The sequence below is a fragment of the Streptomyces sp. NPDC059679 genome (assembly GCF_042734105.1).
Lineage (GTDB): Bacteria > Actinomycetota > Actinomycetes > Streptomycetales > Streptomycetaceae > Streptomyces.
On record NZ_JBHWES010000033.1, the window covers coordinates 1 to 13988 of the forward strand.

A 13988-nucleotide genomic window follows, 5' to 3' on the forward strand; every position below is an offset into this window, starting at 1 on the left:
ATCCGGGCGGGGGCGCCGCCGTCTGTCCGCCCGCCGTATTGTCATGTCAGTACCGTTCGGAGGAGTGCCATGGTCCATCCCGTCGTCCACTCGCTGCGCGAGCAGATCCGCGAGCACATCGTGGAGGGCATCGTCAGCGGGCGCTGGAAGCCGGGCGAGCGGATCGTGGAGCGCCGGATCGCCACCGAGCTGGAGGTCAGCCAGACGCCCGTCCGCGAGGCCCTGCGCGAGCTGGAGACGCTGCGGCTGATCGAGTCCGCGCCCAACAAGGGCGTACGCGTCCGCAATCTGACCGCCGCCGACCTGGAGGAGATCTATCCGGTGCGGGCCGGTCTGGAACAGATCGCCGCGGAGCTCGCCGCGCCCCGGCTGGCCGAGGACACCTCGGCCCTGGAGCCCGAGGTGGCGGCGCTGTACGAGGCGGACCGAAGATCCGACGGCGAGGCCCAGGTGCGGCACACCGTGGCCTTCCACCGCGAACTGGTCCGGGCCTCCGGCAACAGTGTGCTGCTGCACACCTGGGAATCGCTCGGCATCGAGATCTGGACCACCCTGTCCATCCGCTGGCTCGGCACCCGCCAGGAGTCGTACGCCGAGGAGCACCAGGCCGTCGTGGACGCGTTCCGGCGGCGGGACCCGAGGGTGGCGGAGCTCGTCAAGGAGCATGTGCTGGGCTGCGCGCCGCGCGCCTGATACCCATCTGACGCTGCACCGCGTGCCTACTTTCACGGCACGGAATGCCAATTTCGCCTTTCGGAGAAGTTTTTGGCCTCAAGTACTTTGATCGATCATCGATCAGAATTTACAGTCGAGACATGACCGACCTCGTCAACGGAGGGATGGCCGCAGCCAACCGGAAGCAGCCCATCCAGCAGCCCGTTCCGCAGCAGCCCAGCGAGCTCGACCAGCTCCCGGACCGCGACCCCGAGGAGACCGCCGAATGGGGCGCCTCCCTGGATGCCGTCACCCGGGCCGCCGGCCCGCACCGCGCCTCGTACCTGATGCGGCGCACGCTGGAGCGCGCCGAGACCGCCGGTCTCGGGCTGCCCCCGCTGCTCGAGACGGACTACGTCAACACCATCCCCACCGCCGCCGAGCCCTCCTTCCCCGGCGACGAGGACATGGAGCGGCGGATCACCGCCTGGAACCGGTGGAACGCGGCCGCAATGGTCACCCGCGGCAGCCGTGACGGCCTCGGCGGTCACATCGCCACCTTCGCCTCCGCCGCCTGGCTCTACGAGACCGGCTTCCAGCACTTCTTCCGCGGCAAGGAGACCGACGGGTCGGGCGACCAGCTCTACATCCAGGGCCACGCCTCCCCCGGCATCTATGCCCGCGCCTTCCTCGACGGCCGGCTGACCGAGGCCCACCTGGACAACTTCCGCCGCGAGGCGGGCGGCTCGGGCCTGCCCTCCTACCCGCATCCGCGGCGGCTGCCCTGGCTGTGGGAGTTCCCCACCGTCTCCATGGGCCTCGGCCCGATCTCCGCGATCTACCAGGCCCGGTTCAACCGCTACCTCGCGAACCGCGGCATCAAGGACACCGCCGGCTCCCACGTATGGGCCTTCCTCGGCGACGGCGAGATGGACGAGCCCGAGTCGACCGCGGCCCTCGCCCTGGCCGGCCGCGAGGGCCTGGACAACCTCACCTTCGTCATCAACTGCAACCTGCAGCGGCTCGACGGCCCGGTGCGCGCCAACTTCAAGATCGTGCAGGAGCTGGAGGCGCAGTTCCGCGCCGCCGGCTGGAATGTCGTCAAGGCCCTGTGGGGCTCCGCCTGGGACGAGCTGCTGGCCCTCGACACCTCGGGCGCGCTGCTGCGCCGGCTGCGCGAGGTCCCCGACGCCCAGTTCCAGACGTACGCGACGCGCGACGCCGGGTACATCCGCGACCACTTCTTCGGCGCCGACCCCGAGCTCGCCCGGCTCGGCCAGGGCCTGACCGACGCCAAGCTCGCCGAGTGCTTCCACACCTCCCGGGCCGGCCACGAGCCCCGCAAGGTGTACGCGGCGTACCGCGCGGCCATGGAGCACAAGGGCGCCCCGACCGTCGTCCTGGCCCAGACCGTGAAGGGCTACACGCTCGGCCCCGGCTTCGAGTCGCGCAACGCGAACCACCAGATGAAGAAGTTGACCGGCAAGGAGTTCCGCGCCATGCGCGACCTCCTGGAGCTGCCCATCCCGGACAGCGCGCTGGACGACAAGCTGGTCCCGTACGCCCACCCCGGCGCCGACTCCCCCGAGGTGCGCTACCTCCAGGAGCGCCGCGCCGCCCTCGGCGGCCCCGCCCCGGCCCGCAAGGTCCACCCGGTCGCCCTGCCCGAGCCGTCGGCCAAACCCTTCGAGGCCCTGGCCAAGGGCTCCGGCACCCAGGAGATCGCCACCACCATGGCGTTCGTCCGCCTGGTCAAGGACCTGATGCGGGACAAGGAGACCGGCCGCCGCTGGGTGCCGATCGTCCCCGACGAGGCGCGCACCTTCGGCATGGAATCCCTCTTCCCGACCGCCGGGATCTACTCCCCGCTCGGCCAGACCTACGACCCGGTCGACCGCGACCAGCTGCTCTACTACAAGGAAGCGGCCAACGGCCAGATCCTCAACGAGGGCATCACCGAAGCCGGTTCGATGGCCGACTTCACCGCCGCCGCGACGTCGTACGCGACACACGGCGAGCCGATGATCCCCTTCTACATCTTCTACTCGATGTTCGGCTGGCAGCGCACCGCCGACCAGATGTGGGCGCTGGGCGACCAGCTCGGGCGCGGCTTCCTGATCGGCGCCACGGCCGGCCGCACCACGATGACCGGCGAGGGCCTGCAGCACGCCGACGGCCACTCCCACCTCATCGCCTCCACCAACCCGGCGGCGATCGCGTACGACCCGGCCTTCGCGTACGAGGTCGGCACGATCGTGCGGGACGGTCTGCGGAGGATGTACGGCCCGGACGCCGAGGACGTCTTCTACTACCTGACCGTCTACAACGAGACCAAGGTCCAGCCGCCCATGCCCACCGGCGAGGGCGTCGAGGAGGGCATCCTCAAGGGCCTGTACCGCTACAAGTCGGCCGAGCTGACGGACGAGGGCGCCCCGCGCATCCAGCTCCTCGCCTCCGGCACCGCCATCCACTGGGCCCTGGAGGCCCAGAAACTCCTCGCCGACGACTGGGGCGTGGCCGCCGACGTGTGGTCCGCCACCTCCTGGAGCGAGCTGCGCCGTGACGCCCTGTCCTGTGACGCGGCGCAGCTCAACGGTGAAGACCGGGTCCCGTACGTCACCCGTGCCCTGGCAGGCGCACCGGGCCCGGTCCTCGCCGTCAGCGACTGGATGCGCACCGTCCCCGACCAGATCAGCCAGTGGGTCGAGCAGGACTGGTACTCCCTCGGCACGGACGGCTTCGGCCTCTCCGACACCCGCGAGGCCGCCCGCCGCCACTTCGGCGTCGACGCCCCGGCCATCGTGACCACCGCCCTGAACCGCCTCGCCCGCCGCGGCGAGGTCAAGCCCACGGCGGCGAAGGAAGCGGCCGAGCGCTACGGCATCTGACCGCCCCGCGGAATACGGAAGCCCCGCTCGTACGCCATGGCGGCGTATGGGCGGGGCCAGTCGTTTCGCACAGCTTGCGGCTGCCCCCACACCCGCTTCGCGACCGATGATTCTCATCGTTCCCGACGGTCTCAACGTTCCGAGAACGAAGCGGAGAGAGCGAGGGATGGGCATGTTCGTCTTGATTCCCGGGGCCGGGGGTGCGGCCTGGTACTGGCATCGTGTGGTGCCCGAGTTGCACGCCAGGGGGTACGAGGCGGTCGCCGTCGAGCTGCCCGGCGCCGACGAATCCGCAGGGCTGCCCGAGTACACCGACGCGGTGGTCGCTGCGATCGGCGACCATGACGACGTTGTGCTGGTGGCCCAGTCGATGGGCGGCTTCACCGCCCCGATGGTCTGCGCCCGCGTGCACGTAGATCTGTTGGTGCTGGTCAACGCGATGATCCCGCTGCCGGGCGAGACGCCGGGACAGTGGTGGGACAACACCGGATCGCCGGCGGCCCGCGTCGCGGCGGCCGAAGCGGGCGGGTACGGCCCGGAGTTCGACCTGGCCACCTACTTCCTGCACGACGTGCCGGCCGAGGTCGCCGCCGCCGGCGCGGCGCACGAGCGGCCCGAGGCCGACACCGCGTTCGGCCAGCCTTGCGACATCGAACGGTGGCCGGACGTGACCACTCGCGTGCTTGCCGCAGCCGAGGACCGGTTCTTTCCCGCGGAGTTCCAGCGCCGAGTGGCCCGCGACCGTCTCGGGATCGACGCCGACGACGTCCCCGGCGGTCACCTGGTCGCGCTGTCGCGCCCGGTCGACCTGGTCGACCGGCTGATCGGGTATCTGTAGGGCCCCCGGGCCGCGCGCAAGGGCATGATGGGCGCATGCGTGCCGCCCGGCTGATCCGTCTTGTGCTGCTGCTCCAGTCCCGGCCCTCGATGACGGGGGCCGAGCTGGCGCGGGAGCTCGAGGTCTCGGAGCGTACGGTCACGCGCGATGTGGCAGCGCTGTCCGAGGCCGGGGTCCCGGTCTACGCGGACCGGGGCCGCAGCGGCGGCTACCGCCTGGTCGGCGGGTACCGCACCCGGCTGACCGGCCTCGGCCGTACGGAGGCCGAGGCGCTGTTCCTGTCCGGGGTGCCGGCCGCGCTGCGTGGCATGGGGCTGGCGGACGCCGCCTCCGCCGCCCGGCTGAAGGTGTCCGCCGCGCTCCTCCCGGAGCTGCGCGACGCCTCGCACACCGCTGCCCAGCGCTTCCACCTCGACGCCCCCGGCTGGTGGCAGGAGCCCGAGACGCCGGACCTGCTGCCCGCCATCGCCGACGCCGTATGGGACGACCGCCGGATCACCGCCCGCTACCGCCGCCGGGACACGGAGGTGGAGCGGGCGCTGGAGCCGTACGGGCTGGTTCTGAAGGCGGGTGTCTGGTACCTGGCGGCGCGGGTCGGGGGCGGCGACTTCCGCGTCTACCGGGTGGACCGGTTCACCGCCGTCTCACCGACCGCCGCTGATGAGGGCAGACTCGACCGTCACGGCCGCTTCGATCGGCTGGCGGACTTCGACCTGCCCGGGTTCTGGGAGGAGCGGGCCGCGCAGTTCGTCCGCTCGCTGCTGCGCGAGAAGGTCGTGCTGCGGCTGACCGGGGAGGGCGCGCGGCGGCTGCCGTTCGTGACGGACCGGACCGCGGGCCAGGAGGCCGTGGCGGCGGCCGGGGCGGCCGGGGATCCCGACGGGCCCGACGGGCAGGGGCGGATCACCGTCACCCTGCCCGTGGAGTCGCTGGACGTGGCGTACGAGCAGCTACTGGCCCTCGGCCCGGAGGCGGAGGTGCTGGCCCCGCCGGAGCTGCGCCGGCGCTTCGCCGCGGCGGCCGCCCGCGCCGCGGAGGTCTACCGGTAGCGGCCGCCCGCGCCATGGACCTCCACCGATAGCGGCCGCCCGCCGCCGATCTCTACCGGTAGTCCTCTGCCGTCCCTTCCTTCCCGCCGAAAACCACATCCCGGAAGTAGCCGAACGCATCCGGCCGCGAGCCATCCACATCCGTGAAGCCGTACTCCTTGGCCAGCTCCCCGCTGGACACCGACTTCCCCGACCACCGCGCCCGCTCCGGGTCCGCCGCGAGCGCCGCGACGGCCCGTCCGACGAAGTACGGCGTCTCGGCGATGGCGAAGTGCGGCTCTCGTGCGACGGCGTCGCGCCAGTTCTCCTCGGTCACCCCGAAGTGGTCGAGCATCTGCTCGGAGCGGAGAAAGCCCGGGGTGATGGAGACCGCCGTGCCGCCGAACTCCTTCAGTTCCTGGGCGAGCCCGAAGGCCGTCCGGATGGGGGCGTTCTTGGTGAGGTCGAAGAACAGGTTCTCGCGGTAGGTCTTGTTGAATTCGGCCGTGCCGTCGGTCACCTCCACCACCAGCCCGCCCGGCTGCCGGATCAGCAGCGGCAGTGCGTAGTAGCTGGTGACGAGGTGGGTCTCGACGCCGAGGCGGAGCATCCGCAGCCCGTTCTCCAGCTCCAGTTCCCAGGTCTTCTTGTCGAAGGTGACCAGGTGCTCGCCTCCCCACACATCGTTGACGAGTACGTCCAGCCGCCCCTGCTCGTCCTCGATCCGCTCCACCAGCGCCCGCACCTGCTCGGGTACCAGGTGGTCGACCGGTACCGCGATCCCCGTCCCGCCCGCGGCCGTGACCAGCTCCGCCGTCTCCTCGATGGTCTCCGTCGTCCGCCCGACCTCGCTGGCCTTCTCGCGCGTGGTGCGCCCCGTCGCGTAGACGGTGGCCCCCGCCGCCCCCAGCTCCACGGCCATCGCCCGGCCCGCGCCGCGTGTCGCCCCCGCGACGAGTGCGACCCTGCCCGCCAGTGCGCCCTGTGTACTCACGTACGTATGTCCCTTCTCGGACTGGTGTGGTGTGAACGCCTCCGACCTTCGCAGTGAATCCCGCCATCTTCTGTCGTCTTTTTTCTGTCGCCTTGCGTTCCGGGCCGCTCCGGCGTGCGCGGGCGCGCGCGAGGGCCGATGCTGGTCCCGTGATGGACGAGACGGAGTTCTGGGAGCTGGTCGACAGCGCTCGGGATGCGGCCGAGGGCGACCCCGAGGACCAGTCCGACCTGCTCGTCGACCGGCTGTCCCAGCTCGATCCGGACGCCGTTCTGGACTTCGCCCGCCACTTCGAGGCCCGCTCCAACCGCGCCTACCGCTGGGACCTGTGGGGCGCAGCCCAACTCCTGCTGGGGGATGTGGGCGACGATGCCTTCGACGCCTTCCGCTACTGGCTGATCGGCCAGGGCCGGGAGGTGTTCGAGGGCTCGCTGCACGAGCCGGACGACCTCGCCGAGTTGCTGGAGGACTTCGACGAGCAGGTGGACGGGGACTGCGAGGACCTGGGCTTCGCGGCGGACGAGGCGTACGAGCAACTGACCGGCGCGGTGCTGCCGGATCTGGGCCTGCCGGCGCGGTCGGCCGAACCGGTCGGCGCGGTCCTCGACTTGGCGGACGAGGGGGCGCTGGCGGAGCGGTTCCCCCGGCTGTGGGAACGCTTCCGCGGCTAGCTCAGCGAGGGCAGAGGCTCAGCGAGGGCAGAGGCTCAGCGGGGGCAGCGGGCAGGGGCTCAGAGAGCGCGCCCCATCAGTACGTCGTCCACGTACTCCCCCTCCAGCAGGAACTCCCCCGGCAACACGCCCTCCACCGCGAAGCCCTCGGACTCGTACAGCCGCCGCGCCGGGGCGTTGTGCCCGAGCACCCGCAGCGTGATCCGGACCGCCCCCTGGCGCCTGGCCTCCTCGTACGCCGCGCCGAGCAGCGCCCGCGCCACGCCCCGGCCGCGCGCCCAGTCGTCCACCGCCAGGCCCTGGATCGCGCGTACGTGCGTGTTGCAGGCCAGCGGGGTCGGCGCGACGAGGCGTATGAAGCCCGCCGTCCGCCCGTCGGCCTCGGCGATCAGCAGGTGGTCGGGCCGGTTCCGGTCGGTGAAGAAGGGGTCGTTCGGGCGCGGGGGCGGCTGTACGGAGTGCAGCGGGGACCAGGTGCGCCGGTCCAGGTCGGCGAGCGTCGTTTCGTCGGAGAGGGCGGCGGGTCGGATGGTCGGATCGGACATGTGGGCCACTGTGCCATGTCGGCCCGACCGCGCATGAGTTCGCTCACGATCTCGCTCTCTCACGCCCGCCCCCGCCCCCGCGTTCACCACCCGCCTCCGACATCCCGTACACGATGGCGGGCAGGATGGCCCCATGCGTATCGCGATCACCGGTTCGTCCGGGCTCATCGGCACGGCTCTCGTCCGCTCCCTGCGCGCGGACGGCCACCAGGTGGTGCGTCTGGTGCGGCGCGCGCCCCGGGCGGAGGACGAGGTCCAGTGGGATCCGAAGCGGCAGTGGGTGGACTCGCAAGGGCTCGTGGGCTGTGACGCGGTGGTGCATCTCGCGGGTGCGGGGATCGGCGACCGCCGCTGGACCGATGCGTACAAGAAGGAGTTGCGGGACAGCCGGGTGCTCGGCACGACCGCCGTCGCCGAGGCCGTGGCCTCGCTCGACGCTCCGCCCCGGGTGCTGGTGAGCGCCAGCGCGGTCGGCTTCTACGGGGACACCGGGGGGCGCGTGGTGGACGAGAGCGCGCCCCCTGGTGACGGATTCCTCGCGGATCTGTGCCAGCAGTGGGAGGAGGCGACCGCACCGGCCCAGGAGGCGGGCGTACGGACCGTGTTCGCGCGCACGGGGCTGGTGGTGTCCGCTGAGGGCGGGGCCTGGGGGCGGCTCTTTCCGCTGTTCCGGTTCGGCCTCGGCGGCCGGATGGGCAGTGGCCGCCAGTACTGGAGCTTTATCGCCCTGGACGACCACATCGCCGCGCTGCGCCACATCCTGGCCACGGATGAGCTCGTGGGCCCGGTCAACCTCACCGCGCCCGAGCCGATCACCAACCGCGAGGTGACCGCCGCCATGGGCCGGGTGCTGGGCCGGCCGACGCTGCTGTCCGTCCCCGCGCCCGCGCTGCGGCTTGCGCTCGGGGAGCTCTCCAGCGATGTGCTCGGCAGCGTACGGGCGGTGCCGCGGCGGCTGTTGGACTCGGGGTTCTCCTTCACCCACCCGGAGATCGAGCAGGCGCTGCGGGCCGCGCTGGCGGCGCGCGCCGCCGGTGGCCACTAGCCCATTTCAGCGCCACCCCAGGGCAACGTGCGACCGCTGTGCGCCCATGCTCGGTCGATGCGCGTCTGGCATCGACCATTTTTGTCCGTACTGTCATGACCGGCCCAGGGAACCCGAGTTGCGGAATATACGCATCCGGGCTGCCGGTCGGGGGCAGCAGGCCCCTTAGCGTACGCACAGACCTCGGGGAGGGCACGTGCTCACCAGCGCGCACCGAACGGACGTCGTCATCGTGGGAGCCGGACTGGCGGGGCTGGCCGCGGCCCATCAGCTGACCAGCGCGGGGGTGACGGTCAGCGTTCTGGAAGCCGCGCCCCAGGTGGGCGGCCGTATGGCCACGGATCTGCTCGACGGCTTCCGGCTGGACCGCAGCGGGCAACTGGTCAACACCTCCTTCCCGGAGCTCCAGCGCACCCCTGGGCTCGGCGGGCTGGTGCTGCGCCCGTTCTCCCCGGGCGTGCTGGTGCGCGCCGACGGCCGCACCCACCGGGTCGGCGCCACGGGCACCGGTGGCTGGGCAACCGGCGGTTGGGGAACCGGCGGCCGGGGCACGAGCGGGCGCGGAACGACTGGGCGGGGGACGAGTGGGCGAGGTACGAACGGCCGTGGCACTAGCGGCCGGGGCACGAGGGGCGCACTGACCACCGCACGCGCCCTCGCGAACGCCGCCCGTGCGCCCCTTGGCGGCGCGCTCGACCAGGCCCGCCTCGGCGCCGCCCTCGGCAGGCTCGCCGCGCTGCCCGCCGACCGCCTCCTCACCCGCCCGGACCGGCCCGTCGCCGAGACCCTGGCCGGGCGTGGGCTGCCGGCCCGTACCGTCGAGGGCTTTCTGCGCCCGCTGCTCGTCTCGCTGCTCAGCGACCCCGAGTTGACCACCTCGAGCCGCTGCGCCGACCTGGTGCTGCGCGGCTACGCGCGAGGCCGCCTGTGCCTGCCCGCGGGCGGCGCCTCGGCCGTCCCCGAGCTGCTGGCCGCGGCCCTGCCGCCGGGTACGGTACGCACCGGCATACGCGCCGTGACCGCCTCCACGACCGCCGTGGCCACCGCCGAACACGGCGAGATCGCCTGCCGTTCGATCCTGGTGGCCACCGGCGCCCGTGCCGCGGCCGACCTCCTCCCCGGGCTGCGGCTGCCGTCCTTCCACCCGGTCACCGTGCTGCACCACACCGCGGACAGTTCGCCGCTGCGCGAGCCCGCGCTGGTGCTCACCGCCGGGGACCACGGCCCGGTGGCCCACACCGCCGTCGCCAGCGAGGTCGACCCGTCGCGCACCCCGCCCGGCCGGGTCCTGATCACCTCCACGGTCCTCGGCGCCGCCGCGGCCCTGCCGACCGCCGAACTCGACCGGGCCGCCCGGGCCCAGCTCGCCGCGGTCTACGGCACCTCCACCGCCCACTGGGAGCTGCTGGCCGCCCATCACGACCCGTACGCGGTCCCCGCCATGCCCGCCCCGCACGACCTGCGGCGCCCGGTCCGGCTGCTGTCCGGCCTGTACGTATGCGGGGACCACCGCGACTCGAGCACCGTGCAGGGAGCCCTCGTCTCCGGCCGCCGCGCCGCCCGAGCGATCCTCCACGACCTCGGCGCCCTCCCCGACGCCGAGCCCACAGCCCCGGACGCGGCGGCGGCCTGACCCGCCACGCCCGGAGGACCTGCGGGGCGGCGGGCCACCCGCCGCCCCGCGCCCAAGCCCAGGCCCTACCCCAGCGCCGCCACCCGGTCCCGATACCCCCGTACCGCCGCCGCGTCCCGGTACGGCTCCAGCCGCCGCTCGAAGTCGCGTACGTAGTCCATGGCCCGCGCCGACCGCATCTCGGCCGCCTGCTGCGCCGCCTCCGCGCCCAGCGCGCACGCCTGCTCCAGTTCGCCGAGGCCCAGCCGGGCCGTCGCCAGCACCACCCGGCAGAACAGCCTGCTGCGCGCGAACGCCTTGCCGCGCAGCTGGAGCGAGCGCTCGGCGTGCTGGGCGGCGGCGCGGTACTGCTGGAGATCGCGGTGGCAGTGGCCGAACTCGTCGGCCAGCTGCGCCTCGTCGAAGAACCGCGCCCAGTAGGGCACGTCGTCCGCGGGCCGGGACGTCTCGAGAGCGCGCTCGGCGCGCGCCAGCGAGGCGGTGCAGGCCCGGACCTCGCCGAGCACGGCGTGGCCCCGGGCCTCCACGGCGTGCAGCAGGGACTGCAGGGCGGGCGGGGCGCCGGCGCCCATGCCCTGCTGGGCCACCCGGGCCAGCTGGACGGCTTCCCGTCCGTGGCCCAGGTAGACGGCCTGGCGGCTCATCGTGACCAGCACATAGCTGCCGTACGGCCGGTCCCCGGCCGCCTGTGCGAGCCGCAGCGCCTGGACGAAGTAGCGCTGGGCCAGGCCGTGGGCGGCGATGTCGTACGACGTCCAGCCGGCCAGCCGGGTCAGATCGGCGATCGCCGCGAACAGCCGCCGCCCGGTCGCCTCTCCGTAGGTGCCGCGCAGCATGGGCTCGCCCTCGTGTTCCAGATAGCGCACCAGGGCCTGTCGTGCGTGTCCGCCGCCGTACGTCTGGTCCAGCGACCGGAACAGTTCGCCCACCGACCGCAGTGCGGCGATGTCCCCGGCGGTGACCCGGTAGCCGGGCCCGCGCTGGGACCGGTCCGCCTGCCGCTGCCGCGGCAGCGGCGCCCGGCCGGCCGCCGGGCCGGGGGCGCGGCCTGGCACCCGAGGCCCTGGTGGGCCCGCCACCGCGGCGGGTGCCGTCGGTGGCTCGCCGCGCGCCACCTTGTCGTCGGGCCGCCCGATCAGCCAGTCGCGGCTGGGGACCACAAGACCGGCCGGGGTGAAGGCGATCTTGCGCAGTTCGGCCTGGCTGCCGGAGTCCTTGCGCCACAGCCCGCTGACGATGTCCACCGCCTCCTGCGGGGTGGCGGCGAACTCCAGCCCGGCGTAGACCGGGGCGCACGCGTCGAGGCCCAGGTCCTGGGCGGTGAGCCGGCGCCCCAGGCGCCGGGTGAAGACCTCGGCGATCAGCGCCGGGGTGGTGCCGCGCGGCTGCTGTCCACGCAGCCAGCGGGTCACCGATGTTTTGTCGTACCGCAGGTCCAGGCCGTGCTCGAGGCCGAGCTGGTCGACCCGCCGGGCGAGCCCGGCGTTGGAGAAGCCAGCCTCCGCGATGAGCGCGGCGAGCTGACGGTTGGGAATGCGCTGCGGGGGTCGTTCCGTCATCAGCCTGCCGGTCTCCCTGATCGCTTCGTGGAAACGGCCCGAAAGTAGCCGCCGATGAGGCACTGATCGTCTCGGTCGCCCCGCATTCATCCGATCGTGTGAGGGGTCGGGTGAGGCGTCGGGGGAGAACGATCCGGATGCGGGGGCCGGATTCGCCGGACGTACAGTGGCTGAGGCGCCCGGAGTCGGGCGCCGGAGCGCTGTACGAGGTCCGAAGGGATTGCCGCCGTGAGTGAGCTGCGCTTTGTCCATCTGGGGTTCGGGGCGGACGCCGTCGAGTACCAGGAGGCATGGCAGGAGCAGAGGCGGGTGCACGCCGCTCGGTTCGCCGATGAGGCGCCGGACACCTGTCTGCTGCTGGAGCACCCGCCGGTCTACACCGCGGGCCGGCGCACGGCGGACGACGAGCGCCCCCTGGACGGCACCCCGGTCGTGGACGTGGACCGCGGCGGCAAGATCACCTGGCATGGCCCGGGGCAGCTCGTCGGCTATCCGATCCTCAAGCTGCCGCGTCCGGTGGACGTCGTCGCGCATGTACGGCGTCTGGAGGAGGCCCTGCTGCTGACCTGTGCGGAGTTCGGCCTGGAGGCCACCCGGGTCGAGGGCCGCAGCGGGGTGTGGGTGCTGGGCGATCCGGTGGAGGAGCGCCGCGCGCTGGGCGGGCTGAACCTGGACTTCGATCCGCGCGTGGCCGACGAGGAGTTCGACCCGCGGCTGAACGGCCCGGAGTACGCCCCGTCCAACGCCGGCCAGCGCCGCGAGGACCGCAAGCTCGCCCAGATCGGGGTGCGGGTCGCCAAGGGCGTGACGATGCACGGCTTCTCGCTGAACTGCAACCCCGACACCACCTGGTTCGACCGGATCGTGCCGTGCGGGATCCGCGACGCGGGGGTGACCTCGCTCTCGGAGGAGCTGGGCCGCGATATCTCCGTGACGGAGGTGGTTCCGGTGATCGAGAAGCATCTGCGGACCGTCATGGAGTCCGCCGTACCGCTGCCGCGCGCCGTCTGACCGCTGCCCCGGCCCGGGGAATGGTCCCCGGGGGCCGTTCCGTTCTCTGGCGGGGTCCCTGGGCGTAAGGGCGTACGAATGACGGGCGTACGCTGGGGTTCACCAAAGATTCGATGCCTCTCCAAGCACTGACAAGCACTAAGGAGTGCCGGACGTGTCCGCAGTCGCACCCGACGGACGCAAAATGCTGCGCCTTGAGGTCCGGAACAGCCAGACGCCCATCGAGCGCAAGCCCGAGTGGATCAAGACCCGCGCGAAGATGGGTCCCGAGTACACCGAGCTGCAGGGCCTGGTGAAGCGCGAGGGCCTGCACACCGTGTGTCAGGAGGCGGGCTGTCCGAACATCTACGAATGCTGGGAGGACCGCGAGGCGACCTTCCTGATCGGCGGCGACCAGTGCACCCGGCGCTGTGACTTCTGCCAGATCGACACCGGTAAGCCGCAGGCCCTGGACCGGGACGAGCCGCGCCGGGTCGCCGAGTCCGTCCAGTCCATGGAGCTGAAGTACGCGACGGTCACCGGTGTCGCGCGCGACGACCTCGAGGACGGCGGCGCCTGGCTGTACGCCGAGACGGTCCGCCAGATCCACTCCCTCATGCCGGACACCGGCGTCGAGCTGCTGATCCCGGACTTCAACGCGGTGCCCGAGCAGCTCGCCGAGGTCTTCTCCGCCCGCCCCGAGGTGCTGGCGCACAATGTGGAGACCGTCCCGCGGATCTTCAAGCGCATCCGCCCCGGCTTCCGCTATGAGCGCTCGCTCGAGGTGATCACCAAGGCGCGTGAGGCGGGTCTGGTCACCAAGTCCAATCTGATCCTGGGCATGGGCGAGGAGCGGGCGGAAATCAGCCAGGCGCTCCAGGACCTGTACGACGCGGGGTGCGAGCTGATCACGATCACGCAGTATCTGCGGCCGAGCGTCCGGCACCACCCGGTGGACCGCTGGGTCAAGCCCCAGGAGTTCGTGGAGCTGAAGGAGGAGGCGGAGGAGATCGGCTACGCCGGTGTCATGTCCGGTCCGCTCGTCCGCTCCTCCTACCGCGCGGGCCGGCTCTACCAGCAGGCGGTCGAAAAGCGCGGTGCCGTGGTGGCCGCTCAGGCGGTATGACCACCGGATGTGACCAA

General features: G+C 72.5%; 12 protein-coding genes. 9 read left to right on the top strand and 3 right to left on the bottom strand.

Annotated features, from left to right (window positions below; translation table 11 throughout):
- The first annotated feature begins 69 nt into the window (after positions 1–69).
- From ACFV2X_RS30375 to ACFV2X_RS30390, 4 genes are all read left to right on the top strand, one after another.
- A complete protein-coding gene (locus ACFV2X_RS30375) occupies positions 70–693 on the top strand; it encodes a GntR family transcriptional regulator (RefSeq protein ID WP_089506224.1) in 624 nt (207 codons plus the stop codon).
- A gap of 146 nt (positions 694–839) precedes the next feature.
- A complete protein-coding gene (gene aceE / locus ACFV2X_RS30380) occupies positions 840–3542 on the top strand; it encodes a pyruvate dehydrogenase (acetyl-transferring), homodimeric type (protein ID WP_385622679.1) in 2703 nt (900 codons plus the stop codon).
- A 172-nt stretch (positions 3543–3714) separates the two neighbouring features.
- Positions 3715–4380 (top strand): alpha/beta fold hydrolase, encoded by a 666-nt coding sequence (locus ACFV2X_RS30385; RefSeq protein WP_385622455.1) that lies wholly within the window; start codon positions 3715–3717, stop codon positions 4378–4380.
- Between the two features lie 35 nt (positions 4381–4415).
- Positions 4416–5429, top strand: a complete 1014-nt coding sequence (locus ACFV2X_RS30390) for a helix-turn-helix transcriptional regulator (RefSeq protein ID WP_385622457.1) — start codon at positions 4416–4418, stop codon at positions 5427–5429.
- Between the two features lie 52 nt (positions 5430–5481).
- Here the strand turns inward: ACFV2X_RS30390 and ACFV2X_RS30395 are convergent, their stop codons facing one another.
- Positions 5482–6402 (bottom strand): SDR family oxidoreductase, encoded by a 921-nt coding sequence (locus ACFV2X_RS30395; RefSeq protein ID WP_385622460.1) that lies wholly within the window; start codon positions 6400–6402, stop codon positions 5482–5484.
- Positions 6403–6554: 152 nt separating this feature from the next.
- Here ACFV2X_RS30395 and ACFV2X_RS30400 point away from each other — a divergent pair, with 152 nt between their 5' ends.
- On the top strand, positions 6555–7073 hold the full coding sequence (locus ACFV2X_RS30400) for a DUF4240 domain-containing protein (RefSeq protein ID WP_385622682.1): 519 nt from the start codon (positions 6555–6557) through the stop codon (positions 7071–7073).
- A 59-nt stretch (positions 7074–7132) separates the two neighbouring features.
- Here the strand turns inward: ACFV2X_RS30400 and ACFV2X_RS30405 are convergent, their stop codons facing one another.
- Positions 7133–7618 carry a GNAT family N-acetyltransferase gene (locus ACFV2X_RS30405; protein WP_385622462.1) on the bottom strand — a complete coding sequence of 162 codons (486 nt, stop codon included), beginning with the start codon at positions 7616–7618 and terminating at the stop codon, positions 7133–7135.
- A 133-nt stretch (positions 7619–7751) separates the two neighbouring features.
- On the opposite strand from ACFV2X_RS30405, the gene ACFV2X_RS30410 reads away from it, so the two are divergent.
- Both ACFV2X_RS30410 and ACFV2X_RS30415 read left to right on the top strand, forming a co-directional pair.
- Positions 7752–8663 (top strand): TIGR01777 family oxidoreductase, encoded by a 912-nt coding sequence (locus ACFV2X_RS30410; protein ID WP_385622464.1) that lies wholly within the window; start codon positions 7752–7754, stop codon positions 8661–8663.
- Between the two features lie 196 nt (positions 8664–8859).
- Entirely contained in the window at positions 8860–10296 is a 1437-nt protein-coding gene (locus tag ACFV2X_RS30415; RefSeq protein WP_385622466.1) for an NAD(P)/FAD-dependent oxidoreductase, read from the top strand.
- A gap of 65 nt (positions 10297–10361) precedes the next feature.
- On the opposite strand, the gene ACFV2X_RS30420 is transcribed toward ACFV2X_RS30415, so the two are convergent.
- Positions 10362–11855 carry a regulator gene (locus ACFV2X_RS30420; RefSeq protein WP_385622468.1) on the bottom strand — a complete coding sequence of 498 codons (1494 nt, stop codon included), beginning with the start codon at positions 11853–11855 and terminating at the stop codon, positions 10362–10364.
- Positions 11856–12083: 228 nt separating this feature from the next.
- On the opposite strand from ACFV2X_RS30420, the gene lipB reads away from it, so the two are divergent.
- Entirely contained in the window at positions 12084–12866 is a 783-nt protein-coding gene (lipB, locus tag ACFV2X_RS30425; RefSeq protein ID WP_014180348.1) for a lipoyl(octanoyl) transferase LipB, read from the top strand.
- 154 nt (positions 12867–13020) lie between these two features.
- Positions 13021–13971, top strand: a complete 951-nt coding sequence (gene lipA, locus ACFV2X_RS30430) for a lipoyl synthase (protein ID WP_089506214.1) — start codon at positions 13021–13023, stop codon at positions 13969–13971.
- Positions 13972–13988 lie beyond the last annotated feature (17 nt).

Coding starts and splice junctions, on each gene's coding strand:
- ACFV2X_RS30375 (WP_089506224.1), top strand. CDS start 70: ATGGTCCATCCCGTCGTCCACTCGCTGCGCGAGCAGATCCGCGAGCAC.
- aceE (WP_385622679.1), top strand. CDS start 840: ATGGCCGCAGCCAACCGGAAGCAGCCCATCCAGCAGCCCGTTCCGCAG.
- ACFV2X_RS30385 (WP_385622455.1), top strand. CDS start 3,715: ATGTTCGTCTTGATTCCCGGGGCCGGGGGTGCGGCCTGGTACTGGCAT.
- ACFV2X_RS30390 (WP_385622457.1), top strand. CDS start 4,416: ATGCGTGCCGCCCGGCTGATCCGTCTTGTGCTGCTGCTCCAGTCCCGG.
- ACFV2X_RS30400 (WP_385622682.1), top strand. CDS start 6,555: ATGGACGAGACGGAGTTCTGGGAGCTGGTCGACAGCGCTCGGGATGCG.
- ACFV2X_RS30405 (WP_385622462.1), bottom strand. CDS start 7,618: ATGTCCGATCCGACCATCCGACCCGCCGCCCTCTCCGACGAAACGACG.
- ACFV2X_RS30410 (WP_385622464.1), top strand. CDS start 7,752: ATGCGTATCGCGATCACCGGTTCGTCCGGGCTCATCGGCACGGCTCTC.
- ACFV2X_RS30420 (WP_385622468.1), bottom strand. CDS start 11,855: ATGACGGAACGACCCCCGCAGCGCATTCCCAACCGTCAGCTCGCCGCG.